Genomic DNA, 26999 nt, shown 5'->3' with positions numbered 1-26999 from the left:
TTCAGAAGAAAAAGGATCGTTTATATCCCGCAAGGCATCCGCCTTTCCTCGGTTTAGGTTCAATCTCATCACGACAGCGATCCCTAAGCCAAAAAACAGCAGCAACGACAAGATCCCCAGGCGCGAATTGCCAGTGATTAATGAGCCCAAAAGCAAACGGCCCAAAGATCGAGGAAAACTTGCTCGTAATGTTAACGAAGCCAAAAAATTCGCCCGTCCGGTTCGGCGGCATCAGCTCGCTAAGAATCGTGCGGGAAATCGATTGGCTTCCCCCTTGCACAAGCCCCACCATAACAGCGAGTATGTAAAAATGCAGCGCGCTGCTCATGCCAAAGCCCAAGAGAACAATCACCACATAGGTCCACAGCGTGCCGATCAACACACGTTTGGAGCCGAGACGTGTTGCCGCTTTGCCGAGCAGGATCGTACTAGGGAATCCAACGAACTGCGTAATTAATAGAGCCAAAATCAAATCGCTGGTACCGATCCCCAAGATCGTGCCGTAGATCGTGGCCATCAGAATGATCGTATTAATCCCATCATTGTAAAACCAGAAGGCCGCGATCATCCGAAACAGCTGCGGATAACGTCGAATGTCCTTGAATGTACCGCGAAGCCGCTTGGAGGCAGCTCGTACGTATCCTCCAGCCGTAAGACCGGTTGCTTGCTTCGGAAGGTTAGAGACGTTCCGCATTAACGGCAGTGAGAAGACGAGCCACCAAAGCCCCACGGTCAAGAAAGAAAGCTGGGTGCCCGCAAGCTCATCCCTCATCCCAAACCAGTGCGGCTGTTGGATCATCAGCAGGTTGACCGCCAGCAGGATCCCGCCGCCGATGTACCCGGCTGCATATCCTTTGGCTGAGACATCATCGCGTTTTGGCGATGGTACCAAGTCCGGCAGTAACGCATCATAAAAGGTGAGGCTCCCCGAGAATCCAACGGTCGTCACGACAAGCAAAGCCGAAGCGAGCAGCCAGTCCCCTGGGCCAACGAGCGCGAACCCCAACGTACCTACGATACCAAGCAGCGCAAACCAAGTCAGAAACGTTGTTTTGCGGCCAGATATATCCGCAATATATCCCAGCAATGGAGAGATCACCGCCACCAACGCCATGCCGATGGAATGCGTATAGGCCAAATAGGAAGCTGCAGTCGTTTCACTTAACCCTTGCGCAGCCACCCCGGCATAAAAGATGGGCAGCACGGCAGCCAACACCGTTGTCGAATACGCGGAATTGGCCCAATCATACAGAATCCAAGCACGGATTGCCGATTTTTTCATTTGGGGCTTCCCCTTTCACTACCAAATGGTTAGATTATAATCAAATACGTTAACAGCGTGTATCATCATGGTTTGCGCTCAATTAAATCGTTATCGTAAAATAGACCCCTGAAACTTTCAACCTCAGTTTGGATAGAACGGAGAATAGACATGGCAGATACATTAAAATCAATTTATAGTGAGGAATTTCTGCGGGATTTCGGCAGCAAAGTGAAGGAAGCTTACGCTCCCTTTGATACGGAACGATTCGTGACTGACGTGATGGACGAAACTTGGGACAAGTTGGAGCTCAAGGCGCGGATGCGGCAGATCTCGTTAAAGCTGGGCGCTTTGTTGCCTGCCAGCTTTGGGGAAGCGCTGGACATCTTATATGCCATTGATGATACCTGCGTGGGGTTCCCCTACCTCTTCTTTCCCGATTTCGTAGAGGTGTTTGGTCACGCCGAAGCGGACTGGGAGCAGGCGATGCAAGCGCTGGAGCGCTTCACGTCTAAATCGTCCGCGGAGTTTGCCGTCCGTTCATTTATTGAACGGGACCCCGAGCGGATGATGCGGCAAATGTTGGCCTGGGCGCAGCATAACAACGAGCATGTACGCCGCTTGGCCAGTGAAGGCTGCAGGCCGCGCCTGCCATGGGGACAAGCACTGCCGATGTTCAAGCGTGATCCCGCGCCAATTTTGCCGATCCTGGAGCAACTGAAGGCCGATCCGAGCTTGTATGTTCGCAAAAGTGTGGCCAACAACCTGAACGACATCGCTAAGGACCATCCAGACCTAGTGCTGGAGATCGCCCGGCGCTGGAAAGGCTACCATCCGCACACCGATTGGATCATTCGACACGGCTGCCGGACGCTGATCCGACGCGGCAGCCCTGAGGTTCTGGAGCTGTTCGGCTACGCCACCGGCGAGGACAGTGAGCCTCTGACAACAGCTGCCTCGCTCGTAATTGAACCAAACGTACTGCGGATCGGTGAGGCCAGCGAGCTCCGTTACGAGCTGACCATCCGCTCAGGCGCCCCGGCCAAGGTGCGCATTGAATACGGCATCGATTTCGTCAAAGCCGGAGGCCGCACGTCGCGGAAGCTATTTTTATTGTCGGACAAAACGGTACCCGGCGGTTCACGTCTCAGCGGCACCCGGCGGCATAGCTGGGCTGACTTGTCCACCCGCCGTCATTACCCTGGTGAGCACCGCATCGTGCTGCTGGTCAACGGCGTGGAAACGGCGGCAGCCCAACTCACGCTGCAAGCGGGCGAAGCATAAGAAGCTAGCAGACAACCGGGGCAGCATGTAATACTTATACGTCTTGAATGCTAAAGAAAGACCTGATCGTAAGGAGTCAGGTCTTTTCGATGTTCGTATCCATTCAGTTGATTTCCGAAGGACTGGGTTGCTCCGAAGCTCCCATCAGCGCTTGTCCAACTTTGGTTAGATGGGTCCGCATCAGGTCTGCCGCTGCCTGCGGGTTCTGCTTGCGGATTGCCTCCAGCATTTGGCGGTGCTCCTGGAACAGACGGTGGGCCGATTCCTGCTCGCTGAACAGCCACAGACTCCGGCTGTCGCGGATCGTTCGCATCATCATGGTGGAGATGCTTTCCATCATTTGACGGAGCAACGGATTTTGCGTTGCCTTGGCGATGGCCAAGTGAAAATTGACGTCATGCACCTGGCTGATTTCCTCGTTCCCGATCGCTTCCTCCATTAGAGCAACGATCTCCGAAAGTTCAGCCACATCGGCTTCACTCCGGTGGAGGGCTGCCAGCTCAATGCTTCCAACCTCCAGAATGCTGCGCACCTCCAGCAGTTGCTGCAGGTCCTCGCGGTTCTTGATTTGCTGGGCTGCCATTGATTCTAGTGCCTGCGCCCGGACGTAGGTTCCGCCTCCCTGCCGCGTCTCCAGCAGGCCCCGGGCTTTCAAATGGCTGATCGCTTCGCGGACGGTGGAACGGCCAACGCGATAGCGTTTGGCCATATTTTCGATTGTCTCCAGCTTCTCTCCCGGCTTCACCTTCCCGGTTGCAATGATCCGCTCCAGTTCCTCGGTGATGATTTCGTAATTTTTTTTGCCTAAATCCATGACTTCTCCCTCTTCCGGCCGCGGCCTTCCTAAAAACAATCATCATTCTTAAATTACAGTCTATACAATTTACCAGCGATATGGTAGATTTATTTCAAATTTAAAATTCATCTGATGACCTGATTAATCTAATAATTCGTTTATACCAGAAAACGGGAGGAATGTGAATTGATCAGTCCCGAATTGAAAGCGCAGCTTCAAGCCCTCGTCGGGGACAAATGGGTGTTGGACCGCCCGGCCGATCTATACGCCTATTCCTATGACGCTACGCCGATGTACCAAGCTATGCCTGACGCGGTCGTATTCCCTGCCTCGGCTCAAGAGGTTTCCGGCATTTTGCAGCTAGCGAATACCCACCAGATTCCGATTATCACTCGGGGGTCCGGTACCAACCTCGCTGGCAGCACCATTCCGATTCAGAGCGGGATCGTCCTTAACATGAACCGAATGAATCAAATCCACGAAATCGATACGGCAAATCTGACAGCGACCGTTGGTCCTGGAGTTGTCACCGCCAACTTGCATCATGCCGTCGAAGCGTTAGGCCTGTTCTATCCGCCAGACCCAGGGAGTATGCGGATTTCCACGATTGGCGGAAATATCGCCCAAGGGGCCGGCGGGATGCGCGGACTCAAGTACGGCGTAACGAAGGATTACGTGATGGGCCTAGAATATGTGCTGCCGTCGGGCGAGATTCTGCGCTGCGGCGGGAAGAACGTCAAGGACGTGGCCGGATATGATATGACGCGGCTGCTCGTTGGTTCCGAAGGAACGCTTGCCGTCATCACGGAGGTTACGCTCAAGCTGCTCCCATTGCCGGAAACGAAGCGAACCCTGGTCGCTTATTACCGGAATTTGGTGGATGCCGCTAAAACGGTCGAAGCCATCATCGCCTCGAAAATCATCCCGGCCACCGTAGAGTTCATGGATCAAGGAACGATGAAGGTCGTGGACGACTTCGCGAAGCTCGGTCTCCCTTTGGAAATGAAGTCGATGCTCCTGATTGAACAAGACGGGCCGGCCGAAGTCGTTAACCGCGATATCGAGCAGATCGCGACCATCGCCCAAGAACACCGCGCTGCCGGAGTTGAGGTGGCCAGCACACCCGAGGAAGGCGCGAAGCTGCTGGCTGCGCGGCGTGCGGCGTTATCGGCCCTCTCCCGACTGAAGCCGACCACGATTTTGGAGGACGCCACCGTGCCACGGTCCCGTCTGGCGGAAATGGTCGAAGAAGTGGAACGGGTTGCCGAGAAATATGGGGTACAGATCTGTACGTTTGGTCATGCCGGTGACGGCAACCTTCATCCGACCTGTATGACTGATGAACGGAACCCGGAGGAAATCGAACGCGTGGAGAAAGCGTTTGAGGAGATTTTTCACGCGGCGATTCGATTAGGAGGCACGATTACCGGGGAACACGGGGTTGGGTTGGCCAAGAAGGACTTCCTGCACCTGAAAACGGGTGAAGCCGGCCTGGAACTGATGCAGCGCCTCAAAGCCGCTTTTGATCCAAACGGTATTCTCAATCCCGGTAAAATCGTTAACTTTACAAATCGGCGGAGATTGGTGGTGCAACGATGAGCGGAGAAAAACATTCATTATCTAAGGAGTTCGCCTCCCCTGCCTGCGGCGGAACAACGGTCCTCCCTATGACCCATACAGACAGCAACCGCCTGCAACCCTTTGATCTGGATGAAATCATGAACTGTATGCACTGCGGGTTTTGTCTGCCTACCTGTCCAACCTATCAGCAAACCGGGCTGGAAACGTACAGTCCCCGCGGACGGATTGCTTTAATGAAGGGCGTGGCAACCGGGCAGCTCCCGGTAAATGAGGAATTCGAGCAACATATGAACGCTTGCCTGGGTTGTCGGGCTTGTGAAACGGCTTGTCCTGCGGGTGTGCCTTACGGGAGCTTGCTGGAAACCGCACGTCATGTTGTGCAGGAAACGAAGCAAGAGACGGCGAAGCCCTCGGTACTGCGCAACTTGATTTTCGAACGAATTTTCCCGTATCCGAAACGTGTCCGTCGTCTGGGCAATGTTCTGTGGGGAGCTCAAGCGCTGGGTCTGCAAGCCTTCGCCAATCAAACCGGTCTGATCCGGGTGTTGCCGAAGTCGATGCGCGAAATGCAGAAGGCGGTCGAAACAGTTGCTTCCCCGCGCGAACGCCGCAAGCGGGAGCAACACATGAAAGCCGAAGGCGAAACCAAACTCACGGTCGGCTTGTTCACCGGATGCGTCATGGATGTGATGTTCTTCGAGACGAATCAGGCGACGGCGCGGCTGTTAACCAAAGCCGGCTGCGACGTCGTGTTTGTCGAAGCACAGAACTGCTGCGGAGCGATGCATGCCCATTCCGGCGAAATGGCTGGCGCCAAAGAACTAGCCAAGCGGAATATCGAAGCGTTTGAACGAGCCGGAGTTGACTTCATCGTGAACAATGCCGGAGGCTGCGGGGCGGCGTTAAAGGAATACGGGCACTGGTTCAAAGGTGATCCGGTGTGGGAGGAACGAGCCAAGCGGTTTGCTGCCCGCAACCGCGACGCGAATGAGCTGCTAGCCGAGCTCCCCCCTCTCCAATTCAGCAAGCCGCTGAATTACAAAGTCACGTATCAAGATTCCTGCCATCTGGCCCACGGTCAAGGTGTGCGTAACCAACCCCGTGAGCTGCTGCGCCGCATCCCGGGATTGGAGCTTGTAGAAATGCGCCATCCTGACAGCTGCTGCGGCTCAGCCGGGACGTACAACCTGACCCAATTTGAGATGTCGATGCAAATTTTGGACGACAAGATGGAAGAGGTCCGTGAGACGAAAGCTCATCTCATCGTTACCTCGAACCCGGGCTGTCTGCTACAGATGAAACAAGGCATTTTGCGAGCCGGCTTGGATAAGCAAATGGAAGCCGTGCATATTATGGATCTGTTAGACCGGGCTCTGTAAGCTCTGCTTGGCTGATCAGAGCACAAGGAAAGGCGTTTCCCTTCATGGATGCAACCTGAAGGGAAACGCCTTTTGTGCGCCGGGCGGCTTAGCCCCGCCCGGGCGCCAGCGCGCGCAGCGCCAGCATGACCGCGCCGTAGGCCGCGTCATGCTTGGGCAGCGTGCAGGTGAGCCTGGGGAAGCGCTCGCTGAGCGCTTCCCTGACGCCCGCCTGCACGTGCGCGCTGCGGAGCAGCACGCTCCCGGCCAGCGCCAGCTCGCCCTCCTCCAGGGCGAGCCGGCTGGCCACGGGAGCGGCCAGCTCCGCCAGAGCGATCGCGCTGCGCCGCGCGATTGCCAGCGCCGTGCTGTCGCCAAGCTCGCAGGCTTGCGACAGCAGCGGGGCTAGTGCGGCAATGTCCTTCTTGTTCGTGTCCTTGCTGTACACGAACCCGATCAGCTGCCGCACCGAATCGATCTCCAGCTGCGCATAGACCAGCTCCGTGATCGCAGTGGGACCGCTCCGTCCGTCCGCCGCCCGGACGACCGCGCTCAGCAGCTCGCGGCCAATGAAATAGCCGCTGCCTTCGTCATCGATCAGGTGACCGAAGCCCCCTGTTCGATGGGTTTCCCCGCGCGCGTTCCGCCCGAAGCAGATGGACCCGGTCCCGGCGATCAGGATCATGCCGATCGAGCGATCTAACGCCCCGCACAACGCGGTTTCGTGATCGCCTACCAAGTCGAGCCCGCCGTGGTAACCGCCGGAGCGGATCAGCGTTGTCAGTCGCTCCGCAACAACCGGGTTGCTAATCCCCGCCGCGCCGAGACACATCTGCACACAATGATCAAGCCCGCCGCACACCTCGGTCGTAATCTGCAGGAGATGACCTAGCGTTTGTTCCACCGATCCGGCATCCTGACCGTTGAGATTCAGCGGACCGACGGCGAAGGAGCGAACGATGTTCCCTGTCTCATCGGCAACCGTTGCTTTCGTTTTCGTACCGCCGCCGTCGATGCCAACGACATATCTCATTTGAATCCAGCCTCCCCTCAGGCATAGAGGTGATATTGCTGCTTCATCGCAGCGAACGCCCGGCTCTCTTCCCGGAACTGCTCCAATAGCTCCGGAAGCGGCAAAGCCCCTTCGCGAAGCAGCTTGTCGCCGCTCAGCATATCGATGAAGGACAAGCGGTTCTCCTGCATCGGCGGCAGGAAAGCAAATTCCTCGTAGTTTCGACGAATGGTATCCAGCAGGATATATCCGGTCTCCACCGCATGCAGCGCCCGAGGATCGGTCACATACAACTGGACGCCCCCGCAGAGCTCCCTCTCGTGTTTGGAGGTCGTCGGCTTAAAATACACCGGCCGGAACAGCACGCCCGGCAATCGCTTCGCATTCATTTCCGCGGCCAGCTGCTCCGGCTGAATATAAGGCGCACCGATCATTTCAAACGGGAACGTCGTGCCGCGCCCCTCCGATAGATTTGTCCCTTCAAACAAGCAGGTTCCCCCATATAGCAAGGCGGTCTCAAACCTAGGCATATTGAGCGACGGATGTACCCAGATCCGCCCGGTTTCCGGATAGAGCATGCTCCGGTCCCAGCCTCGGCACGGGATCACATGCAATTCGGCATTCCAGCCCATTTGCTCGTTGACCATGCGGGCCACTTCCCCGGCAGTTAAACCGTACCGTACACAAAGTGGATAGTTGCCGACAAACGACTCAAATCCCGGCTTAAGCACATTGCCTTCCACCGTAACACCATCCAGCGGATTCACTCGATCCAGCACGACAAAAGGCTTGCCCGCTGCCGCACAATCCTCCAGCGCGTAAAGCATGGTATAGATGTAAGTATAGTATCGAATACCTACATCCTGAATATCATAGACGACGGCATCAACCTCATCGAGCATCTCCGGTGTCAGCCGCTTGGAATCTTGTCGGTAAAGGCTATGTACCGGCACCCCCGTGATCGGATCGATGTAGCTGTCGACCAGCGCACCAGCGGCCTGATCTCCGCGAACCCCGTGCTCGGGCGAGAATAAGGCCGTCAGATGAAACTGGTCATGCAGCACCTGAATTGTAGACCTAAAATCCGAGGTAAGGCCGGTCGGCGCTGTAATTAACCCCAGCCGATGGCCTTGCAGCAGATTGGCATATTCCGAAAGCCGATCAATCCCGTTTTCCACCATCCTATTAACATCCCCTCTCTACAAATTGCACGTTGACCGACCGTCGAATTACCGCTTGGGAACTGAATAGCTGATCTTCCCCATCACCACGGGATGAGCGGCGCCGGTGACCCGCGGGAGATTGTTCGGCACCCCATCCAGCGTGCAGCCCGCTAATAACGCAAACGCTACCGCCTCTTTGGCGTCGCTGTGAAAGCCCAGCTCTTCCTGCGTCATCACAGCAACCCCCATCGCGTTCATCTCGTCCGCCAGCATGCTCATCAACACTGGGTTATAGCTCCCGCCTCCCCCAACAATCAACACATCGGCTGCATGCTGGGCCCGAACAAACCGGCGATATCCTTCACCAATCGTCCAAGCCGTAAGCCGGGTGACCGTAGCCACCAGATCCTCTGCTGAAAGACCATACCGTGCCTGGTACTCTAACAGACGGTCAATGTAGGCCGCATTAAACAGCTCTCGTCCGGTTGACTTCGGAATCGGCTGCTCGTAGTAAGGCTCCTGCATTAATTCTTCAAGCAGCCTGGCATGCACTTGGCCGCGCAGGGCCAGACTTCCGCCAACATCCATCGTGGCTGCGCCTCCAGTCAGACGCGTCACCACACCATCGATCAATACGTTCCCGGGCCCCGTATCAAATGCATACACCTCATCTGATCGACAGTTCTGGGGAAGAACGGTCATATTTCCGATCCCTCCGATATTTTGCAACAGCAGCGTCCGCTTCTCCTCCCGATACAGCAAATATTCCGTATACGGTACCAGCGGAGCTCCTTGGCCTCCCACGGCCATATCTGCGACGCGAAAATCAGAGACGCAAGGGATTCCTGTCCGGGCTGCAATCACCGCCCCTTCCCCGATTTGAACGGTATACCGTAAATCGAGGCCCTCCACGAGGCTCGCGTTCGGCGCATGATAAATGGTTTGGCCATGGGAGCCAATCCAGGCGATTTCACCGGGAGTTAACCCGGCTTTCCGAATCACCGCCAGCGCCGCTTGGGCGAACAACTCACCCAGCCACACGTTCAGACGACCTACCCGGTCGATCGTCGCTTGCCGGGGATCAAACATGGCAAAGATCTCTGCCCGAACCTGATCTGAATATGGCGTGTTTTCGTACGCTACCAATCGGACTTCCGGTTTTTCACTTCCATCTAGGTCACCGCGAATGGCGATCACAGCAGCATCGATGCCATCGACCGAGGTTCCTGACATCAAACCTACCGCATAGCGGTAAGCCGCAGAAGTTCCGCGAGGACGTCCCATCCCCTCACCTCCAGGTTCATCCCTTCACCGCGCCAACCGTGACGCCTTCCAGGAAATATTTTTGCAAGCTGAAGAACAAGATGAACATCGGCAAGGCCGAGATCGTCGCCCCCGCCATCATCGGAGCGAAATACGTGGTGTTCGCGAAACGGAAGTTTTTGAGCCCTACCTGAATCGTTTGCATGTCCATCGTGTTCGTAACCAGAAACGGCCAGAAGAACGTGTTCCAGCTATCCATAAAGGTGAGAATGGCCATGACCGCCATCACGGTTTTGGAGAGAGGGAGAACGATCTTCGTGAACATCTGAAGCTGGTTGCAGCCTTCCACCTTCGCGCATTCTAAAATTTCGGACGGAATGGAAGTCATGAACTGCTTGGCAAGAAAGATGTTAAATACGGTGACAAGACCAGGCATAATCAACGCACCGTACGTATTTTCAATCTGAAATACGTTCACGATCAAAATGTAAAGCGGCACCTGAGTCACTTGATACGGAATCATCATCGCGCAGAGCATGATCGAAAACAACAGCGATCTGCCGCGAAAACGGATTTTGGAGAAGGCGTAACCCGCCAAGGTCGCAAAGAGGACATTCGACACCATCACGCTGGTCGCCACAATTAGCGAATTCAACAACCAGCGATAGGAATACTCGCTATAGTCGAAGAAAAACTTGTAGGAATCCAGCGATATTTTGCCCGGCCACAACGAATAGCTTAAGGCCCCCGCTTCCACAGGATCACCGAAGGAGGAAATGATCATGAAGTAGATCGGAAACAGCGTCGCCAGCGCAAAAAGCAGAAGAACGATCATGAGCCCTGCGTTGCGGATTCGCCTCACGTATGGATGGCCGGTATGATTACTGTATAGTGCCATGGGTTCATCCTCCCTCCCACGCTAATATTCGATGTCGTTGCCCATAAATTTGAACTGGAGCAGGGAAATGCTTGCAATAATCACCGTTAGAATCAAGGATTGTGCCGCCGCCTCTCCGAATTCAAAATACTTGAAGGCATTGTTAAAAATCAGCAACCCCACCATCGTGGTCGCGTTATCCGGACCGCCTCCAGTCATCAGATAGGCGTTCTGGAACACCTGGAAAGAACCGATTACGCCGGTCACCAGCAGGAACAACGTTGTTGGCTTAAGGCAGGGAATTACAATGTACCAGATCTTCTGGAGGAACGATGCCCCATCCAGCTCCGCCGCTTCATAGTAACTGTGATCAATGCCAAGCAGCGCCGCCAAATAGATGATAATGCTCGTGCCGTGACTGGACAGCCAGGCCATCAACACCAGCGAGAACATCGCCGTTGAGCTGGAGCCCAGCCAGTTCTGGTTCGTGATGCCAAACAAGCCCAGCAGCTGGTTTAAGATCCCGCTCGTCATTGGATCAAAGATCCAGAGCCAGACAACCGACAGGGCTACACCGGATGCCACCGCCGGCAAATAATAGATCGCTTTAAAGGTCGTTTGCATTCCTTTACGCAGCGGATGGATCATGATGGCGATCACAAAAGACAGGAACAAAGAGACCGGAACAGTTAAAACAGTATAAACAATCGTGTTCTTGATCGATTTCCAAAATAAGCTGTCAGTGAAGGTATTTGCATAATTCTCCCATCCGACAAACTGGGAACCCAGCGGTTTGTATTCCTGAAAACTGATAATCAAAGCGCTGACAACAGGATAGGCGGTAAATACGGCGTAGACGACCAGCGCCACGGCGATAAAAGCGTATGCCCAGCTCGTGTCACCTTTGATCCGCAGCATTTTCTTCTTGGTTGGGCCTGTCGTCCGCATTTTTGCCAACTGGGCCATCGTGTCCAAACTCCTTTTCGCTAGTGTAAAAAAACGGTTCGGATAGCCGCAGACCTTCCCCACGGCTATCCTATCCTCCATTGGTTAGTCGATCACTACGCCGTCTTCCCCAAACATCTTGATCGCTTCTTTTTTGACTGCTTCGTACATTTCCTCCGGCGTAATCTCATCAGCCAACAAAGCTTGCAGCTTCGGAATGATCACTTCATCCTCCAGCTTGATCGCCTGGGCGCCAAGCTCCACCGGGATATCCGGACGTGCCGGATTGGCGTGGGATAACAAAGTTTCGACTGCGGCAACGTTATCCGGATTCCGGTTCACCGTCAGGTCCTTCGCCGCTTCTCTTCCGCTCTTGGTAATGTGCGCCGCAAACAGGTCATTGTTCGTCAATGCCGCTACTTTGCCGCTGGCCAGATAGTAGGCCGCCTTCACGACATTAGCTTTATGCTCGGCGGTGGGCTCCTTCTTGCCGCGGAAGGTGACATAACCGTCCACGACTGTGCTGGAGACCGGCTCTTGGCCCAGGAACGTGGGGACAGGAAGGACAATGTACTCAACCGGAATGCTGCCAGCGACCGCACTGCCGTCATTAGCCTTCAGCTTCTCATTGTTTTGATTTGCCGAGTTCTCGAAGGTGGCCAGCCCTTTCCCGGTAATCATCGTTTGTCCGGTCAGGAACATGTTCCAGCGTTTGCCGGCATCGACGGAACTCAGTTCCTTCGGCATCGAGCCGTCATCAATCATTTGCCGTACCGCCTTCAACACTTCCAAATAATTTTTGCTGGTGTAAGCAAATTTTAAGTCTTTGGTGAATGCAGCAGGCATCCCGGCATTTTTGATGAGGATGTTCAGATAATCCTTAGCCGTCACCCCGGCAGTTGCGAACACGAAGCCGTACCGTTTGATCGTATCGCCTTCCTTCACGACGCCTTTTTTGATCGCTTCACGGAACTCTTCGTATGTCCAACCGTTTTGCTGTACGCTTTTCCAATCAATCCCTGCTTCTTCAAGGAATTGCTTGTTGCCGCCAAGGGCGTGAACTTCCATATAGGCCGGGAACCCGTACAGTCCATCCGCTTTCTTCATGTACTCAAGCGGTGTCGGGTCAAAATCCGCGACCATTTCCGGGGTTACGGTATCGGTGATGTCCATTAACATCCCCTGCTGCACGTATTTGGAAATTCCGTCCGAGCCAATAAAGGCAATATCCGGGGGACTGCCGGCATTCACCTGCGTATCCAGCTTTTGCGTCATGTCCTCCCAGCTTGCCGGTTCAATTTTTAAAGTCAAATTGGGATACAGGGCGTTAAAATCTTTCTCGATTTCCTCAAAACGACTTTGGAAGTTGCCTGAAACCGGCGGAAGTAACGCAGTGATCGTGTCTTTGGCCTCGGCAGGCGCTTCAGCGGAGCTATTGGTGTTGTTGGGAGTCGCAGAATCGCCGCCGTTTGCGGCTTTGTTCCCCGACCCGCATGCCGTCAATAAGCTGATCGACATGGTTAATGCCAATACAGATGCCCATACATGCATTTTTCTCATCGCCAAAAATCCTCCCCCTGGATAATCGTGTTAAACCACTTTGTTTTGTTTGCGAATCGCCAGCTTGAGATTTCCGTCACACTCGGTTAATCGACGCTCAGCCTCCTTGGCCTCCATCCCCGTCTTGATCATCAGGATCGCAAGCTTGCAGTTCAGTGATGCCTCCTCCAGCACTTTCGCTGCGGTGGCACTGTCGACACCGGTGGCGATTTTGAGGATGCGGATAGAACGGTCATACAGCTTCTTGTTGCTCGCCTTCAAGTCCACCATCAGGTTATTGTACGTCTTCCCCAGCTTCACCATCGTGCAGGTCGTGAGCATGTTCAGCACCAGCTTCTGTGCCGTTCCTGCCTTCAGACGGGTAGAGCCCATAATTGCTTCCGGTCCTACCACAGGTGAGATACAAATATCGCAGACTGCCTCCAGCTTGGATACCTTGTTGTTGACGATGCCAATGGTCGTTGCCCCCAGCTCAGCAGCTTTCTTCAAGCTCGCAATGACGAAGCCGGCGCTGCCGCTGGCCGAAATACCGATCACTGCATCCTTGTTCGTCACCCCAAGCCGTTCAATTAATGCCATCCCCTCCTCCTCGTTATCCTCATAACCTTCGACCGCTGCTCTTAAAGCGATGTCTCCACCGGCGATATGCCCTTGCACCAGCTCAGGATCAACGCCGAAGGTTGGTGGACATTCCGAAGCATCCAGCACCCCCAATCTGCCCGAAGTCCCTGCCCCGATATAAAACATTCTCCCCCCCTGCTTCAGCAGTTGGTGCAGCGTATCCACCGCCTTGGTAATCTGCGGAATTTCCGCAGCCACAGAGGCGGGTACCGTGGCATCCTCCCGATTCATAAGACGCAGCATTTCTTCGGTTGAGCATTCATCAATCCTTAGCGTATTTTGGTTGATAGCCTCCGTCGTCAGCCCAGCATAGTATTCTTCCATGGCGTCTTCATTCTCCTCACTGATGATCTGGTTTGATCCACCCTTTACTTGAGTCTTAGTTTACGGTGGTAAACTTTACCACGTCAATAGATTTTGAAATAAAATTTTACTGTGTAATATATTTTTGATTTTTTACTCCTTTTTTCAACAAAAAAAGACATCGGATCGTCAGGATCCAATGTCTGATGTAAGCTTGTTTCCTTTATCTTTTGTGCTTCGCGGCTAAAATACTATGCGTCTTGGTCAAATACTTCTTCACATGTTGATATTCTGCACTGGCCACTCCGGCAAACAGCATGTCTATGATCGTCAGCATCGCAATCCGAGAGCCCATCGCCCCGCTGCGCATGGTGATCTCCGGTGTGGAGATGCCGAGCAGGATATCCGCCTTATCGGCAAGCTCGCTTTTGTTGTATTTGGTAATGGCGACCGTTGTCGCGTTGTTCTTCTTGGCAATCTCCAGTGTCTCTATAATTTCAAGGGTACTACCGGAGTTTGAGACGAAGATGGCAACGTCACCTTTGCCAAGCAATGTCGCCGCAGTCAACTGACTATGACCATCGGTGTACGCATGGCACATTTTATTAATTCGTGAAAATTTCTGTTCCCCGTCCTGGCACACCAATCCGGAGGCGCCGATCCCAAAGAACACGATGCGGTTAGAGGCTCGAAGCGCTTTAACGGCACGAGCAACCTCGCCGCGATCCAGCACACTTAACGTATCCTCAATCGACTTCATATTGTTGCGCGAAATGTTGGCAATGATCGTATCCAGGTCATCGCCCGGTTGGATATCGGTGTACTGATCCTTCCGCTCGTCGTCCATCGAGCCAAGCGCTGCGGAAATACTGACGATAAAGCTGCGGTAACCGCTGTATCCCATCGTTTTGCAGAACCGAAGCACCGAAGCATCGCTTGTTTTGCTCAGCTTGGCCAAGCTTTTGATCGAAAGATGGGGAATGTCTTCTGTATTGGCGAGAATATATTCCGCGACCATGCGCTCGACCGGCGTCAGATTTTCCTTCATATCGCGAATCTTGATCAGTATATTATCATGAATAGCCATCTTCATTACCTACTTCACTATTTGGATATATTTACTAGACTTGCAATCATATCTTAAGCGCAAAGCTGACAAAAAACAAGCAAACCATGTGAATTTTTTTTGGAAATTCATTTCATTCGTTTGAAATTATATTTTAAAGTTAAAACATCTTTATGATATTAATTTACGAATTATATTATCGTAATGTAAACAAAAAATCTCTAGTTTACTGTATTTTCCTCCTATCTCCCATCGAATGTCTTTTGGAAATAGTGAAATAAATCTTGAGTTAATATATCCCATTTATAGATTGTGTCTGATTCAAGTTGGTGGATTCTGGGTAAGCTTTAAGGGAGTCTATGCACAACGAGAGTTATTTAAGAGGAGGAGAAGGATATGCCGATTGACGCATATTTGTATTTCGACGGCAACTGCCGTGAAGCGGTGGAGTTTTACGCCCAAGCGTTTGGTGTGGAGCGGCCGCAAATCATGACCTACGGCGAAGCGCATGCGGCTGAACCGGATTATGCGCTTCCCGAAGCAGCAAAGGATCGGGTCATGCACGCCAATCTGCAGGTAAGCGGCAGTCATCTGATGTTCTCCGACGTGTTCCCAGGCTCCCCTTATACCGTTGGAACGAATATCAGTTTGGCGCTGGTCAGCACCAATCGAGAGGAAATCACCGCCGCGTTTGAGCGTCTCAAGGAGGGCGGAACGGTGAAGATGGAGCTGCAGGAAACATTCTGGAGCCCTTGTTACGGCAATGTAACGGACAAGTACGGCATTGAATGGCAGCTCAGTTATGACGACGGGAGAAACAGCAGGTAATCCTGCGGTTTCTCCCGGGTTTATTTTCCGAAATATTGTTTAAGCGCATCCACTATTGCTTGCGCCGCTTTGTCCTGCCCCGCTTCACTAAATAAGACCGACTCATTCTCCGCGTTGGTCAGAAACCCGATTTCGGCCAGAACCGCTGGAACTTCGCTCGTTCGCAGCACTTTCCAGCCTTCTTGACGAACGCCCCTGTCCCGAAAACCCAAGGCTTCGATTAAATGCTGGTGGATCATCTCCGCCAGTTCATAACTGCCGTCTCCTCTGTTGTAGTAATACGTCTCCGTGCCGGACACTGGCTCCGACCCTTCATACGTGTTGCCATGCAAAGAGATGAATGCATTTGCATGCAGCTCGTTGGCGACCTTGGACCGATCCTCCAGCTCGATAAACTCATCACTTGTACGAGTTAATACGGGTTCGAACATCGGATCCTGCTCAAGTCGTTCATAGACCTTCTCCGCTAGGGCCAACGTAAAATCCTTCTCTTCTCTGCCGCTCATGCTGGTCGCTCCCGGATCCTTCCCGCCATGTCCGGGATCAATGACGATCCGGTACTTCCCGGCGGTTCCGCCGGGAACGGCCCTTTCCTCACCAACCGCCGGTCCGGACGACAAGAACCGATGAACGGAACCTCCGTGCTTCTCACCACCAAGGGTAATCACACCCCCTAAGGACAGCAAAACCATAATGATCCCCAAGACAGCCACGAAATACGCGATCTTCCCACTTTTCCCCATAACTTCTCCTCCGAGTGTTCTCTATCTCCCTCAAATCGGAACCGACCCTCTCCCAGAATCGGATCCGTGCTGTTCATGATCACTGCTGCTATTCATTGAGATACGTCGTGACCTTGTTTTGGATCAGGCCTGCGACGTCCTCAGCGGATTTTTGCCCGCTGAAGAAAGCTTTGGACTCTTCAGTAATGATTTCCGACAGTTGATCCGGCTGAAATTTAGATACCATATGGGTCGCACCGGTCAGAAACTGCTCAAACGCAACCAGCTTGTCCAGCTCGACTTGGACGGGTACCCCCTTCAATGGGCCCTCCTTGGCGGTTTGTACGGCCCCTTCTTTTTTCAACTGTTCGACTTCCTGTTTGTAAAGCTGCTTATTGAGCGGGAAGCCGGCATGGTTCGGATCGACCGGCACTTGATTCGAGATCATAAATTTCACGAAGTCCCAGGCTTGTTCCTTGGCTTTGGAGCTGCGATTCAATCCGATGCTTTGATACGGTTGAAAGTACCCGCCGGCCCCCACGTCTTGGGCATGCGGCTTGACGTAAAGCTTCATGTTTGGACTCCGATAGCTTTTTAGTGATTCGAAGTAATCGGCAGGCGAATTGATCTGCACAGGGAAGAAATAAGGGGCTCCCTCCATGCCAATCACTCCGTCTTCGGCCATGTTCTGCACCTGCTTCATTAAGCCGGTAAAGCTGCTCGTGTTGAATTTGGCCATTCCCTTGGGCTCGTCCACAAATAGCGATAAATTGTCGGACACCATCCAATTCAGCATGTATTGAGGTTCTGTTTGGATGACATGCGGATACGTTTTGTTCACCAATTGCTCGGAAAGAACGGCGAAATCGTTCCAAGACCAAGATTGGTCGTCGATCTCCACTCCAGCCTTCGCGAGCGCTTCTTCGTCGCCGGCCAGTCCGAGCAGGAAGAATGAAGTCGGCATCGCGTACAAGCCGCCGCCAAGCTTGGCATTGTCCAATATATTTGAGAAATAGTCCGTTTTCTTAAAAGTAGGATCTTGTGCGATCAACTCATCGAAGTTAACAAGCAGTCCGTTCTTTACATAATTGGCGGCCGGCAAATCATCCAGGATGAGCAAATCCGGCCCCTTTCCTGCCAGCATGGCCGTATTCGTTTGGGTCAGATACTTCTCCATCTCCGCCTCCATATGAGCATCATCGGATTGCACGAACTGAAGTTGGATGTCCACCTCCGGGTGGATCTTTTCATATTGGTTGACCAGCTTCTCCAGACGAGCATCTGGAAAAAAGCTCGACAGAACCAACGTTGTTTTTCCAACGTCATCGGGATCCTGGCTTGGCGGTTCGCCCACGAGGTTGCCCGATTCACCGATTTGGGGATTTGGAGACGCTCCTCCCCCACCATGACAGGCAGCTAGTGAAAACAATAGGATGAAACTCACCGCTGCCGTCGTTATTGCTCTTGTTTTGATTGAAGTTTTCAACGTCCTATACTCCTTTCGGCCGCATGACGATAAGGCAATTCCTGTTTTTTAGGCCACCTTCATCGTAAAGGGGAGATGTCACCATCGTTTGACCGAGTTGTCAACAAAATGTCTCCAAACTGTAAACACAAAAAAACAGGAGCGTTTCAAACTCACGCTCCTGTTTAAGCTAAGACGTTATTTCAATTCGATAATGAAGGGCAGCCAGTCAGATTCCTGAACGGAGTATTCCGCGCTTGGCACGACGGCAGGCCCCTGTGAACTGCGAATCAGACTTCTCCCGCCAAAGATCAACAATCTTCGATTATCCTCGCTCCAGGACATCTGGTAGGGCAGCACCCCCTGATATATTGGACTCGCATTGATTATATTGTTGCCCTGTACTCTACCAGCAAGCAAGGTACCATCTTCCTTACTATAGGCGATGGTATGACGGTCTCTGGACAGCTCGAAGGTAAGGGCATAATCCAGTAGCACAGCCACTGCCTCATTCCGCAAATCGTATGCATACAACGTCCCGTCCTGACTCAGGAAGGCTACTTGATTGTCATTGAGCCATGCGGCTTGGCCATACCGGCTTAACGCATGTTCATATTGAGCGACGAATTCCCCGTCCTTCAACTTTCCGGCTACCAGCCTCGTTTCATCGATCCGTTGGACAAGAAGAAATGCGTTGTTCCCGTCATCGGAGACATGGACTGAGTTGTACAGTTCCGTCTGCCCTTCCTTCAGAAACGGAATCTTGTAAATTTCCGAAGTCCTATTTTGCATGTCATAGACCACGATCTCAGATTGACCTGTCACTTCAGGTTCCGATACATAATTAGTGAAGGCGAGATACCGACTGTTGTCCGACCAAGTAAACTGTTTCGTCGTGAGCTCAGAAGTGTCTATGGTTTTTAGCTTGAGATCTGCTTCTCCGGTCAAAGACAGCAGCTGAAGCTCATAATGGCTTCCCTTCTCCTCAATGGCGGTAATTCGCTTGCCGTCCGGAGATAGATCGAAAACGTACTGCTTGGCCCCCAATGCGCGAACCTTCTGCAAATCCGCATATGGGGGCTTGATTTCCTCGAGAATTTGCGATCCGTTGGTTCCGTTATAAACCCCCAGCAAAGAATCGGTACCAAACCACCCCAATAGTCCGCCTTTGGCAGCGAGAGGAATTCGATAGATTTTCTCTACCTTGAAGGGCCCCGTAGGCTCGTCTGCATGTTGACTTTCCTCCGCATCCGGGATAATGATCATCTGGGTCTGGGGGCTGCCAGCACAGCCGGGCAGTAGAGTGACCGCGATCAACAACGATACAGCGATCATCCATATTCGCAGTTTCATGCCAACTCTCCTTCCGACTTCATGAATGGCAGCTCCACCACAACCGTGGTCAATTCGTTTTCGCTCGTCATCCGAACAGTCCCTCCATGATCATCCACGATCGATTTCACGATGCCCAGTCCCAAACCAACGCTCCCCGTCTCCTTCGCACCATGCCGCTCAGGGACATAATACGGCTCGAAGATTTCGTTTAATTGTTCCGGTGGAATTGTCTCCCCCAGGTTGGCAAATCGATAACGAACCTGCTCCCCTGCCCGCTTGGCTTGAACTTCAATCTCCGAATACGGTTTGCTGTATTTAATCGCGTTGTCCAGCAAATTGATGAAGATCTGCCGGATGCGGTCTTCCTGTCCGTAGACGTGAAGCCCTTCCTCGATCTCGCTGTGTATCGATTTATGGTAGCGCTTGGCTTTAAAGGCCAATGCCTCGCACGTATCGCGCAACAGTTGTCCCGTGTCCACCTGTTTGAACTCTTCGCTGCCTGCCGTTTCCCGCGATAATTCCAACAATCTCAGTACCATCCCATGCAATCGCTCACTTTCTTGAACGACATGGTTCATGCCTTTCTCAAAAAAAGCCCGATCCGACTCCCCTTGCTGGCGGATGATTTCTGCATATCCAAGAATGGAAGTCAGCGGCGTCTTCAGCTCATGGGTCACATTGTCGAAGAAGGTTTTCCGCTGCCGATTTAAACGCTCCAGGCGGTCGCGGTCTCGTTCGATGCGAGCAATTTGCTGCTTGATCTGTCCGATCATCTCGTTAAAGTTCGCGGCCAGTCGACCAATTTCATCCCGCCGCGTCGGTTTGACGTCAATGCGCACGTCCAGATTCCCCTTCATCACTTCGCTCGAGGCATTGCTGAGCTTGACCAGGGGAATCGTCAGATTACGGGACAACAAATAAGAAAATAAGAAAGCTACAGCCAATATGCCAAAAGCCAAATACGTGATGGTCTTCAGAATGGTATCGCTCTGCTCGTACAGCAAAGAGAAGTCCTTGGCAAACCGCAAGATTCCCACATGACTTCCATCAATGATCACCGGGTAGGAGTAATGCACGGCGGCCGTCCCTTGTTTATAGGTGATCGTGTAGGCGGTTTTGCCCTCGAGCGCTTGCTTTAAATCCTCATCAGTTGCACCGGCAAACGCCTCATTGGATGAGGCATGAAGCAGCACCCCGTCCACCGTATAGGCGCTGACCTCGCTGGAGGTCGCCCGTTTCAGGTCACTGACGATCTCTTCAGCCATTTGCCCGAAATAGAGATCGTCGTTCGTGAAGTGATTGATTAAGAACGCCTGCCGAACATAGATGTTGCTGTTTTTCTTCAGACCAATCAAGTCGTCCGTGATGATGCTCTGGTTGTTCCTCTGAATGAGGTGGTCTACCGTTTGATTCAGCAATAGAAAGGACAGGGCAAAGATGAGAAAAAAGCCGACAAGAAACTTCCCTCGAATCGTGCGAACCATCGCCTAGTCCACCTGTTTCTCGAATTTATACCCGACACCAAACACGGTTGTGATCAGGTCGCTCGCGTCGAGCTTTTTGCGCAATCGCTGGATATGCGTGTCAACGGTGCGCGTATCGCCAGGAAAGTCATACCCCCACACGAGATCCAGCAGCTCCGAACGCGTATAGATTTTGCCCCGGTGATGATACAGACGCAGCAGCAGATCAAATTCCTTTGGGGTTAAATCTACAGGCTCTCCGTCCTTGCGTACGAGCCTTTCGCTTTCGATGACCTCAATGTTCTTGAAGCGAATCCGCTCTTCCTGCGGAGAAGTTTCAAGCCCGCCGGCGGCAGGCTGAACCCGCCGAAGGATCGTACGGATTCGGGCGACCACCTCTCGCAAATCAAACGGCTTCGTAATGTAGTCGTCCGCCCCAAATTCCAGACCCAGAATTTTATCAGTAATATCGGATTTTGCCGTAATCATCAGAATTGGAAGGTTGTAAACAGCCGTTACTTTCTTGCAAATGTCCAGACCACTTTGGTCCGGCAGCATCCAGTCCAGCAACAAAAGATCCGGCTGGAACGTCTTCATCAGCTCCAGCCCTTCGGCTCCGCTTCCGGCGGTGCGGGTGTCAAACCCTTCCTTAGACAACCCGTAAGCCAACAAATCGGCAATAGCCGCTTCGTCGTCGATGATTAGGATTCTCGTCTTCTCCATAAGCGCCTCCATTTTACTTCCTCGACACCTATTGTACCCGTCTGACGACGCTCAGAAAAGTTTGGCGTACAAGGGGTCTCAACTAAATAAAAAACAACCCTTGCTCCTTCGATGGAGTGCGGGTTGCTTCCACTGGATTTATGTAATTTTACATAAACACATGCACTAAATCGATATTTCGTTCTCTCGACAAATCCCGGAACTGCCACTCGTCGATTTGCACCAACGGTTTGAAAATATCAGTAGGGTTGTTCCAAACAATCGTCGCCGTTTCACCGTTGCTTAGTTTCACTTTCTTCCCGATGAAATTCGGCAGAAGATTGGCCGTCAACGCTTGAACCGCCTTCTCATTCAGCTTGCCGAAGCCGAGATTATAAATGTTTCGCAGCACCGTCAAGATATCCTGCCGCGAACCTGATGCGTCTGGAGACGTCATCGCTATGTATTCATTCGCTACCGCAACGATTTCGGCATAAGGATGAATTTTCTCTTTGCGCAAGCCAGCCGGATAACCGGAGCCGTCTTCCCGTTCATGATGCTGAAGTGCGACGAGAGCCGTCACTTCTTCCCCTGTCGATCGGCGGATAATGTCATAACCGTAGGAGGTATGACGATTCATTTCCTCCCGTTCTTCCCCCGTTAATTCATGCTCGCGGTTGCGAAGGGATTGCCGCACCTGACTCTTCCCGATATCGTGCAGATACCCCGCCTTGCTAATTTCATAACATTCATTTGGCGGGTGTCCCAACCAAGTGGCAATATAATAGGATAACAGACCCACCTGCAATGAGTGGTTATAAATATTAACATCCTCTTCCGTGAAGGCGATCAGGAGTGACACAACATCCTTATTTCGATCCAGGACCTCAAGCATAGGCACCAAATGCTGCTCAACCATGGATTGATTAAACTTCCCGGTCGTCAGCGCCTCTAAAAATAACGTTTGATACCCCTTCACTGTAAAATAAAAGTTATCGCGCAAATGCTGGATAAAGCTTGAATTCTTGCTAGAGTTCAGGGTAACTTCCCCTTCGCGTAATTCGATATCGACATAATCGATACTCTGCCGAATCAGCAGGGCGATTTCCTCCGCATGAATGCTTGTCCCCTTCGGAAGAATGTGCAACCCGGCTCGGTTAAACACATCGGTTCTCAGACGATCCCCTTCCTGAAGCTCCATGACATGAGTTCTCATATAACCCCCCCCCCTTCTTACTCTGCGCGTACACCGCCTAAAATCTACCTTTACATATAAATATCGCGTAAACCTACTCCGCCCTAAATAGTCCTAAAGGCGTGTTTTGGAAGGGTGGTTATTGCTGCTTTATTCATTGGGATGCAGGTCAAAAGCCCCGGATATTCACTTCCTCTTCCATGGTGGATCCCCGTAATGATGCAGCGCCTGATTGATGGAATAGACAATCCAAGGAATCACCGCCGACAATACTGCACAGACCCAGGTCATCGTGGTAGGAAGCCGATCTCGCACGATATTCCACATGAGCTATTCTCCTCCTTCCTTATTTGGTTTCCAACGTTGAACCTACGATGCGAATCTTGGCGCGGACTTTTACTTCGATATCGCATCGGGAAAAATAACGTTCGCCCTGCTCCCAATCGTCCTTGATGCTCTGCCAAAGCGCATGATGCCTGCGATTCAGCTCGTCTCCTAAATCAAGAACATCCACTCTAAATTCCTGCTGCAGCTTCGTTAATGTTCCATTGGTGATGCGGATTACTTCTTGCTCGGTTTTCTCCTCGAGTTCCGCAAGCTGATGAGGGGAAAGCAGATCCAATCGCTCCTGGGTCTCACCAACGTTTCCCTCCAACTCCAGATGGATGGTAAACCGGATATGCTCGGGATCGGACACATCCGCTTGGATAGTCTGCCGTAAGCCTTTGATCTCATAAGCGATGTACTCATCATTCACACGCACCTCTATAACCCCGTCCTTAGCGGTTCCGCGCAGGATGTTTAATCCTGAAGTCTCCTCTTCATTTAGAAACCCCTTCAACCTCTGTGCATTATCGAAGAGAGCTGCCCCGGAAACAGAGACCTCATTCCCATGTTTACGAATGATCGGCAGGGCAAAGCTGCTTTTTGACAAGATATAAGCTTGGACATCTCCGATGTTCGTTGGCGGAAATATACTGGAGCTCTTCGTTGGATTTAGCGACGTGGATTCAAAAAACATCACCGGCAGCTTCTCGTTTTTCGGATTTGTCTCCAGCACTTCACGCGCTTCTCCCTCCGTCACCATAATTTTAGTCGCTCGACGCATTTCATGGTCTCGAAGGAATACATCCAATACAGAGGCAAGCTCGCCGCTTTCGGACAGCTTCCGGGAAATCAGGATCATGCGTAAATGTTGCAAATAGGGACTGCGGCTCGTTTGATAGGACAGCTTCCGGGTTGCCCCAAACATCGTATTCGCTGCAGAGGATAGGTTAAAGTATGCTTTTTTGGATGAACTCCCATTGTTACTATCGCCTTCTCTTGCCTGCAACCCTCCTGGAATTACAAATTGGTAGGTTAGAATATATTGACCCTCCTCTGCTTCTTCCTCGTCAGCAAGGTCGATTCCAGCCCCTACGACAAACCCGCGATCTTCAATTTCGACCCGATCCCAGCACCCGGTCATCCCTATGGCTAGGATCAGCGCGATAAACCAAATCCAGCGGACCCTACGCACGCCCCTTCACCCCCCGCAGCATCGACAACAATAACAGAAGGGTCGGAACAATCATTCCCATCCCGATGCCGGCGTAACTAATCCAATCGCCAAACAGCTGAATTTCATTGATATTTTGCGGCTGCATCATCGCGAGATAAAGAATGGGTCCTACCCCTATCGCCAACGCCGTGCGCTTGACTTTTGAAAAAACAGCTTCAATCGCAGACAGAGACACATCCAAGGCCATCACCGCCGAATTATACAGGGTAAGCACCCAAACCGAGAAAAAGATCGACTCAAACCGTTCAAAAAAACCACCGGGAGCCTCAACCTGCTTGGCCAACTCCTCCGTGGGATACAGCGTGCTGGCGGTCACCTCGGGACCAAAGACGCCCACGCTGAAAAAAAACACAAGCAAATAGAGCACAAGCGAAACCAGCACTCCCAGCGTTGAAGCTTTAACGGCTTGCTTCGGCTTTGTGAGAATCATATTGTAGAACAATAAAATCTCAAACCCAAGAAATGAGAAGGCTGACTCCTTGGAAGTTATCAGCAACTCCCGCCAGTCGGTCACAAAAAACGGCATCAGGTTATGGATATCAAAATGGCTGATATTCATCAATAATAGGACGAAGATCAGCATGATCACGATCGGTAATAACAACGTATTTAACCGGAACAAGGCCACACTGGGGCCGGATACGCCATAGATAAGCACTAGGAGAAAGACCAGGCAGACGATCTCGATCGGAGTCCGATCGAACAAGTATAAGCGGGAAATGCTTGCTACCCCCCGGGTTTCAAAAGCAACAACGGCTAACATATATACGGCAAACATGAGCGTGATCAGGAAGGCCAGCGGCCTACCAATGACGGATCTGCCGATATCATACAAATTCCGCTTTGGAAATTGAGAGATGAGCTTGGCGACAATCCACGTAAAGAAAATGGCGCCTACACCGCCAATGAGGATCGATATCCAACCGTCGACCGAATTTGTCTTCTGTATGATGGAGCGTGGCAAGCTAAGCACGCCGAAACCAAGCACCATATTCGCAACGGAGGCGAACACTTCATAACTGTCTATTTCTTGATCCCCGTACTTGAAGGACTTCATGTACCGCCCTCCCTACTTCCCATCTTGGAATCGTCTTTGGTTGCCATATATTGAGGTCGCTTCGACAGCATCATTAATGGGGCTCGAATGAACATATCCCGCCAGTCGCGATAGTAGCTGGGAGCTAATGGTGTTAAATAAGGAATCCCAAAGCTGTTCAGTCTCGATAGGTGAATGCAGATCATGATGTGAATTAGGATAATCCCGTAAAGTCCAAACATGGATGCAGCTATCATGATAATAAACCGCAAGATCCGGAAAGCAATTCCTGCGCTGTAGGCAGGGATCGCAAAGGAGGAGATGGCCGTCACCGATACGACAATGACCATGATTGGACTTACAATCCCCGCCTGCACCGCCGCCTCGCCGATCACTAAGCCGCCTACGATCCCGATCGTTTGCCCGACCGGCTTGGGCAGGCGGATCCCGGCTTCCCGGAGCAGCTCCAACGTCAATTCCATGAGAAAAGCTTCGATGACGGCTGGGAATGGCACGCCTTCCCTAGCTGCCGCAATCGAAAAGGCCAGCTTGGAGGGAATCAACCCTTGGTGAAAGGACACTAGAGCGATGTATAACGATGGAAATGTCAACGATACAAATACCGCCGTATATCTCAAGATCCGAATTAAAGATCCAATCAGCCAGCGCTCATAATAATCTTCCGGTGACTGCATTAGAGTTTCGAATGTCGTTGGCATAATTAACGCAAATGGCGTACCTTCCAGTAATATCACAACTTTACCTTGTAGAATCGCTGAAGCAGCCTTATCCGGACGTTCCGTATGCAGGATCAGAGGGAACGGTGTCAAGAAGCTGTCTTGGATGAGCTGCTCGATCATCCCGCTTTCCGGCGCATCGTCAATATCGATCGACTCGACTCTTCGTTTTACCTCTTGGACAAGCGCAGGATGCACAATGCTATCGATATAAGCGATAATGAGCTCTTTCTTCCCACGTTCCCCAATGCGGTAGGGATCGAATCGAAGTTTCGGATCCCGGATCGTCCGCCGAAGCAGGATAACATTCGTCTCAATGCTCTCGTTAAAACCTTCACGCGGCCCGCGGACTAGAGCTTCCGTTTCGGGCTCCTCCACGCTCCGTCCTGTCCATTTCTTACTGCCAATCAGGAGAACCTGATCCAGATCATCAATAAGTAACGCGGTATCCCCAGACAACAAAGATACGAGAATCTCGTCAAGGGATCGCGTTGTTTTATATTTTTGAACCGATAGAAATTGCTTGTCCAACCGCCGGTACAATTCTTGTCCGGTGATGGGCTCAGAACAGTTAATGGCGGAATACGCCTGCTGTATGGATGTAACGATATGATCGTTAATCATTTTCAAATCCGCTAGACCGGCAATACACACGATGGCGCATGGAGGAGTCCCTTCAGCACCGCAGATAAACCGGGTCACTAAATCATCAGGAGCATTCAAGAGACGAACGATGCTCGCAACCGACGCATGAACGCTCCGTGTGATGCAGTCGTCAGCCGAAGTGTTACTTTGCGATTCCCCGCTGTTTCGGATTGGACTGCGCTTTTTGTGCGTATTTCGGAACATTATTCTTGGCATGAGA

At 52.1% G+C, this 26999-nt stretch carries 24 protein-coding genes; 4 read left to right on the top strand and 20 right to left on the bottom strand.

Annotation, left to right across the window (positions count from 1 at the left end; all coding sequences use genetic code 11):
- Position 1: 1 nt before the first annotated feature.
- Positions 2-1282, bottom strand: coding sequence for an MFS transporter (locus tag C812_RS06910; RefSeq protein WP_016311946.1), 1281 nt, complete (start codon positions 1280-1282; stop codon positions 2-4).
- A gap of 150 nt (positions 1283-1432) precedes the next feature.
- On the opposite strand from C812_RS06910, the gene C812_RS06905 reads away from it, so the two are divergent.
- Positions 1433-2545: a DNA alkylation repair protein gene (locus C812_RS06905; protein WP_016311945.1), complete on the top strand. Its 1113-nt coding sequence runs from the start codon at positions 1433-1435 to the stop codon at positions 2543-2545.
- A 103-nt stretch (positions 2546-2648) separates the two neighbouring features.
- Here C812_RS06905 and C812_RS06900 read toward each other — a convergent pair whose 3' ends face one another.
- Entirely contained in the window at positions 2649-3359 is a 711-nt protein-coding gene (locus C812_RS06900) for a FadR/GntR family transcriptional regulator (RefSeq protein WP_016311944.1), read from the bottom strand.
- Between the two features lie 168 nt (positions 3360-3527).
- On the opposite strand from C812_RS06900, the gene C812_RS06895 reads away from it, so the two are divergent.
- Both C812_RS06895 and C812_RS06890 read left to right on the top strand, forming a co-directional pair.
- The gene (locus C812_RS06895) at positions 3528-4940 is read left to right on the top strand and encodes an FAD-binding oxidoreductase (protein WP_016311943.1); all 1413 of its coding nucleotides are present in this window, start codon (positions 3528-3530) and stop codon (positions 4938-4940) included.
- A complete protein-coding gene (locus tag C812_RS06890; RefSeq protein WP_016311942.1) occupies positions 4937-6301 on the top strand; it encodes a (Fe-S)-binding protein in 1365 nt (454 codons plus the stop codon). Before C812_RS06895 ends, C812_RS06890 begins: the two co-directional genes overlap by 4 nt.
- Before the next feature lie 88 nt (positions 6302-6389).
- Here the strand turns inward: C812_RS06890 and C812_RS06885 are convergent, their stop codons facing one another.
- From C812_RS06885 to C812_RS06850, 8 genes are all read right to left on the bottom strand, one after another.
- The gene (locus C812_RS06885; RefSeq protein ID WP_016311941.1) at positions 6390-7313 is read right to left on the bottom strand and encodes a BadF/BadG/BcrA/BcrD ATPase family protein; all 924 of its coding nucleotides are present in this window, start codon (positions 7311-7313) and stop codon (positions 6390-6392) included.
- 17 nt (positions 7314-7330) lie between these two features.
- Positions 7331-8473 carry an exo-beta-N-acetylmuramidase NamZ family protein gene (locus tag C812_RS06880; RefSeq protein WP_016311940.1) on the bottom strand — a complete coding sequence of 381 codons (1143 nt, stop codon included), beginning with the start codon at positions 8471-8473 and terminating at the stop codon, positions 7331-7333.
- A 48-nt stretch (positions 8474-8521) separates the two neighbouring features.
- The gene (locus tag C812_RS06875) at positions 8522-9739 is read right to left on the bottom strand and encodes an anhydro-N-acetylmuramic acid kinase (protein ID WP_016311939.1); all 1218 of its coding nucleotides are present in this window, start codon (positions 9737-9739) and stop codon (positions 8522-8524) included.
- 16 nt (positions 9740-9755) lie between these two features.
- Positions 9756-10616 (bottom strand): carbohydrate ABC transporter permease, encoded by an 861-nt coding sequence (locus C812_RS06870; protein WP_016311938.1) that lies wholly within the window; start codon positions 10614-10616, stop codon positions 9756-9758.
- A gap of 21 nt (positions 10617-10637) precedes the next feature.
- Complete coding sequence (locus C812_RS06865) at positions 10638-11561, bottom strand: carbohydrate ABC transporter permease (RefSeq protein WP_016311937.1); 924 nt, start codon at positions 11559-11561, stop codon at positions 10638-10640.
- Positions 11562-11645: 84 nt separating this feature from the next.
- Positions 11646-13100: an ABC transporter substrate-binding protein gene (locus C812_RS06860; RefSeq protein ID WP_016311936.1), complete on the bottom strand. Its 1455-nt coding sequence runs from the start codon at positions 13098-13100 to the stop codon at positions 11646-11648.
- A 30-nt stretch (positions 13101-13130) separates the two neighbouring features.
- Positions 13131-14045 carry an N-acetylmuramic acid 6-phosphate etherase gene (gene murQ / locus C812_RS06855; RefSeq protein WP_016311935.1) on the bottom strand — a complete coding sequence of 305 codons (915 nt, stop codon included), beginning with the start codon at positions 14043-14045 and terminating at the stop codon, positions 13131-13133.
- Positions 14046-14247: 202 nt separating this feature from the next.
- The gene (locus C812_RS06850; protein WP_016311934.1) at positions 14248-15111 is read right to left on the bottom strand and encodes a MurR/RpiR family transcriptional regulator; all 864 of its coding nucleotides are present in this window, start codon (positions 15109-15111) and stop codon (positions 14248-14250) included.
- A gap of 375 nt (positions 15112-15486) precedes the next feature.
- Here C812_RS06850 and C812_RS06845 point away from each other — a divergent pair, with 375 nt between their 5' ends.
- Positions 15487-15918 (top strand): VOC family protein, encoded by a 432-nt coding sequence (locus tag C812_RS06845; protein ID WP_016311933.1) that lies wholly within the window; start codon positions 15487-15489, stop codon positions 15916-15918.
- 20 nt (positions 15919-15938) lie between these two features.
- Here C812_RS06845 and C812_RS06840 read toward each other — a convergent pair whose 3' ends face one another.
- From C812_RS06840 to C812_RS06800, 10 genes are all read right to left on the bottom strand, one after another.
- On the bottom strand, positions 15939-16661 hold the full coding sequence (locus C812_RS06840; RefSeq protein ID WP_016311932.1) for an N-acetylmuramoyl-L-alanine amidase family protein: 723 nt from the start codon (positions 16659-16661) through the stop codon (positions 15939-15941).
- 88 nt (positions 16662-16749) lie between these two features.
- On the bottom strand, positions 16750-18126 hold the full coding sequence (locus C812_RS06835; protein WP_016311931.1) for an ABC transporter substrate-binding protein: 1377 nt from the start codon (positions 18124-18126) through the stop codon (positions 16750-16752).
- 177 nt (positions 18127-18303) lie between these two features.
- Positions 18304-19458 (bottom strand): hypothetical protein, encoded by a 1155-nt coding sequence (locus tag C812_RS06830; protein ID WP_016311930.1) that lies wholly within the window; start codon positions 19456-19458, stop codon positions 18304-18306.
- Positions 19455-20924 carry a sensor histidine kinase gene (locus tag C812_RS06825; RefSeq protein ID WP_016311929.1) on the bottom strand — a complete coding sequence of 490 codons (1470 nt, stop codon included), beginning with the start codon at positions 20922-20924 and terminating at the stop codon, positions 19455-19457. Before C812_RS06825 ends, C812_RS06830 begins: the two co-directional genes overlap by 4 nt.
- A gap of 3 nt (positions 20925-20927) precedes the next feature.
- Positions 20928-21626, bottom strand: a complete 699-nt coding sequence (locus C812_RS06820) for a response regulator transcription factor (RefSeq protein WP_016311928.1) — start codon at positions 21624-21626, stop codon at positions 20928-20930.
- 148 nt (positions 21627-21774) lie between these two features.
- Positions 21775-22821 (bottom strand): HD-GYP domain-containing protein, encoded by a 1047-nt coding sequence (locus C812_RS06815; RefSeq protein WP_016311927.1) that lies wholly within the window; start codon positions 22819-22821, stop codon positions 21775-21777.
- Positions 22822-22986: 165 nt separating this feature from the next.
- On the bottom strand, positions 22987-23127 hold the full coding sequence (locus C812_RS22510) for a hypothetical protein (RefSeq protein WP_016311926.1): 141 nt from the start codon (positions 23125-23127) through the stop codon (positions 22987-22989).
- A gap of 19 nt (positions 23128-23146) precedes the next feature.
- Positions 23147-24319, bottom strand: coding sequence for a Ger(x)C family spore germination protein (locus C812_RS06810; RefSeq protein WP_016311925.1), 1173 nt, complete (start codon positions 24317-24319; stop codon positions 23147-23149).
- Entirely contained in the window at positions 24312-25418 is a 1107-nt protein-coding gene (locus tag C812_RS06805) for a GerAB/ArcD/ProY family transporter (protein ID WP_016311924.1), read from the bottom strand. The genes C812_RS06810 and C812_RS06805 overlap by 8 nt, the downstream gene beginning before the upstream one ends.
- Positions 25415-26995, bottom strand: a complete 1581-nt coding sequence (locus C812_RS06800) for a spore germination protein (RefSeq protein ID WP_016311923.1) — start codon at positions 26993-26995, stop codon at positions 25415-25417. The genes C812_RS06805 and C812_RS06800 overlap by 4 nt, the downstream gene beginning before the upstream one ends.
- Positions 26996-26999: the final 4 nt, after the last annotated feature.

The sequence above is a fragment of the Paenibacillus barengoltzii G22 genome (assembly GCF_000403375.2).
GTDB lineage: Bacteria > Bacillota > Bacilli > Paenibacillales > Paenibacillaceae > Fontibacillus > Fontibacillus barengoltzii.
Note: the sequence above shows the minus strand (reverse complement) of the source record. Positions and strands in the feature narration are given on the sequence as shown.

Excerpts from the sequence above, each read along its gene's own strand:
- C812_RS06910 (WP_016311946.1), bottom strand. The coding sequence starts at position 1,282 with ATGAAAAAATCGGCAATCCGTGCTTGGATTCTGTATGATTGGGCCAAT.
- C812_RS06905 (WP_016311945.1), top strand. The coding sequence starts at position 1,433 with ATGGCAGATACATTAAAATCAATTTATAGTGAGGAATTTCTGCGGGAT.
- C812_RS06900 (WP_016311944.1), bottom strand. The coding sequence starts at position 3,359 with ATGGATTTAGGCAAAAAAAATTACGAAATCATCACCGAGGAACTGGAG.
- C812_RS06890 (WP_016311942.1), top strand. The coding sequence starts at position 4,937 with ATGAGCGGAGAAAAACATTCATTATCTAAGGAGTTCGCCTCCCCTGCC.
- C812_RS06885 (WP_016311941.1), bottom strand. The coding sequence starts at position 7,313 with ATGAGATATGTCGTTGGCATCGACGGCGGCGGTACGAAAACGAAAGCA.
- C812_RS06880 (WP_016311940.1), bottom strand. The coding sequence starts at position 8,473 with ATGGTGGAAAACGGGATTGATCGGCTTTCGGAATATGCCAATCTGCTG.
- C812_RS06875 (WP_016311939.1), bottom strand. The coding sequence starts at position 9,739 with ATGGGACGTCCTCGCGGAACTTCTGCGGCTTACCGCTATGCGGTAGGT.
- C812_RS06870 (WP_016311938.1), bottom strand. The coding sequence starts at position 10,616 with ATGGCACTATACAGTAATCATACCGGCCATCCATACGTGAGGCGAATC.
- C812_RS06865 (WP_016311937.1), bottom strand. The coding sequence starts at position 11,561 with ATGGCCCAGTTGGCAAAAATGCGGACGACAGGCCCAACCAAGAAGAAA.
- C812_RS06860 (WP_016311936.1), bottom strand. The coding sequence starts at position 13,100 with ATGAGAAAAATGCATGTATGGGCATCTGTATTGGCATTAACCATGTCG.
- murQ (WP_016311935.1), bottom strand. The coding sequence starts at position 14,045 with ATGGAAGAATACTATGCTGGGCTGACGACGGAGGCTATCAACCAAAAT.
- C812_RS06850 (WP_016311934.1), bottom strand. The coding sequence starts at position 15,111 with ATGGCTATTCATGATAATATACTGATCAAGATTCGCGATATGAAGGAA.
- C812_RS06845 (WP_016311933.1), top strand. The coding sequence starts at position 15,487 with ATGCCGATTGACGCATATTTGTATTTCGACGGCAACTGCCGTGAAGCG.
- C812_RS06840 (WP_016311932.1), bottom strand. The coding sequence starts at position 16,661 with ATGGGGAAAAGTGGGAAGATCGCGTATTTCGTGGCTGTCTTGGGGATC.
- C812_RS06830 (WP_016311930.1), bottom strand. The coding sequence starts at position 19,458 with ATGAAACTGCGAATATGGATGATCGCTGTATCGTTGTTGATCGCGGTC.
- C812_RS06825 (WP_016311929.1), bottom strand. The coding sequence starts at position 20,924 with ATGGTTCGCACGATTCGAGGGAAGTTTCTTGTCGGCTTTTTTCTCATC.
- C812_RS06820 (WP_016311928.1), bottom strand. The coding sequence starts at position 21,626 with ATGGAGAAGACGAGAATCCTAATCATCGACGACGAAGCGGCTATTGCC.
- C812_RS06815 (WP_016311927.1), bottom strand. The coding sequence starts at position 22,821 with ATGAGAACTCATGTCATGGAGCTTCAGGAAGGGGATCGTCTGAGAACC.
- C812_RS22510 (WP_016311926.1), bottom strand. The coding sequence starts at position 23,127 with ATGTGGAATATCGTGCGAGATCGGCTTCCTACCACGATGACCTGGGTC.
- C812_RS06805 (WP_016311924.1), bottom strand. The coding sequence starts at position 25,418 with ATGAAGTCCTTCAAGTACGGGGATCAAGAAATAGACAGTTATGAAGTG.
- C812_RS06800 (WP_016311923.1), bottom strand. The coding sequence starts at position 26,995 with ATGCCAAGAATAATGTTCCGAAATACGCACAAAAAGCGCAGTCCAATC.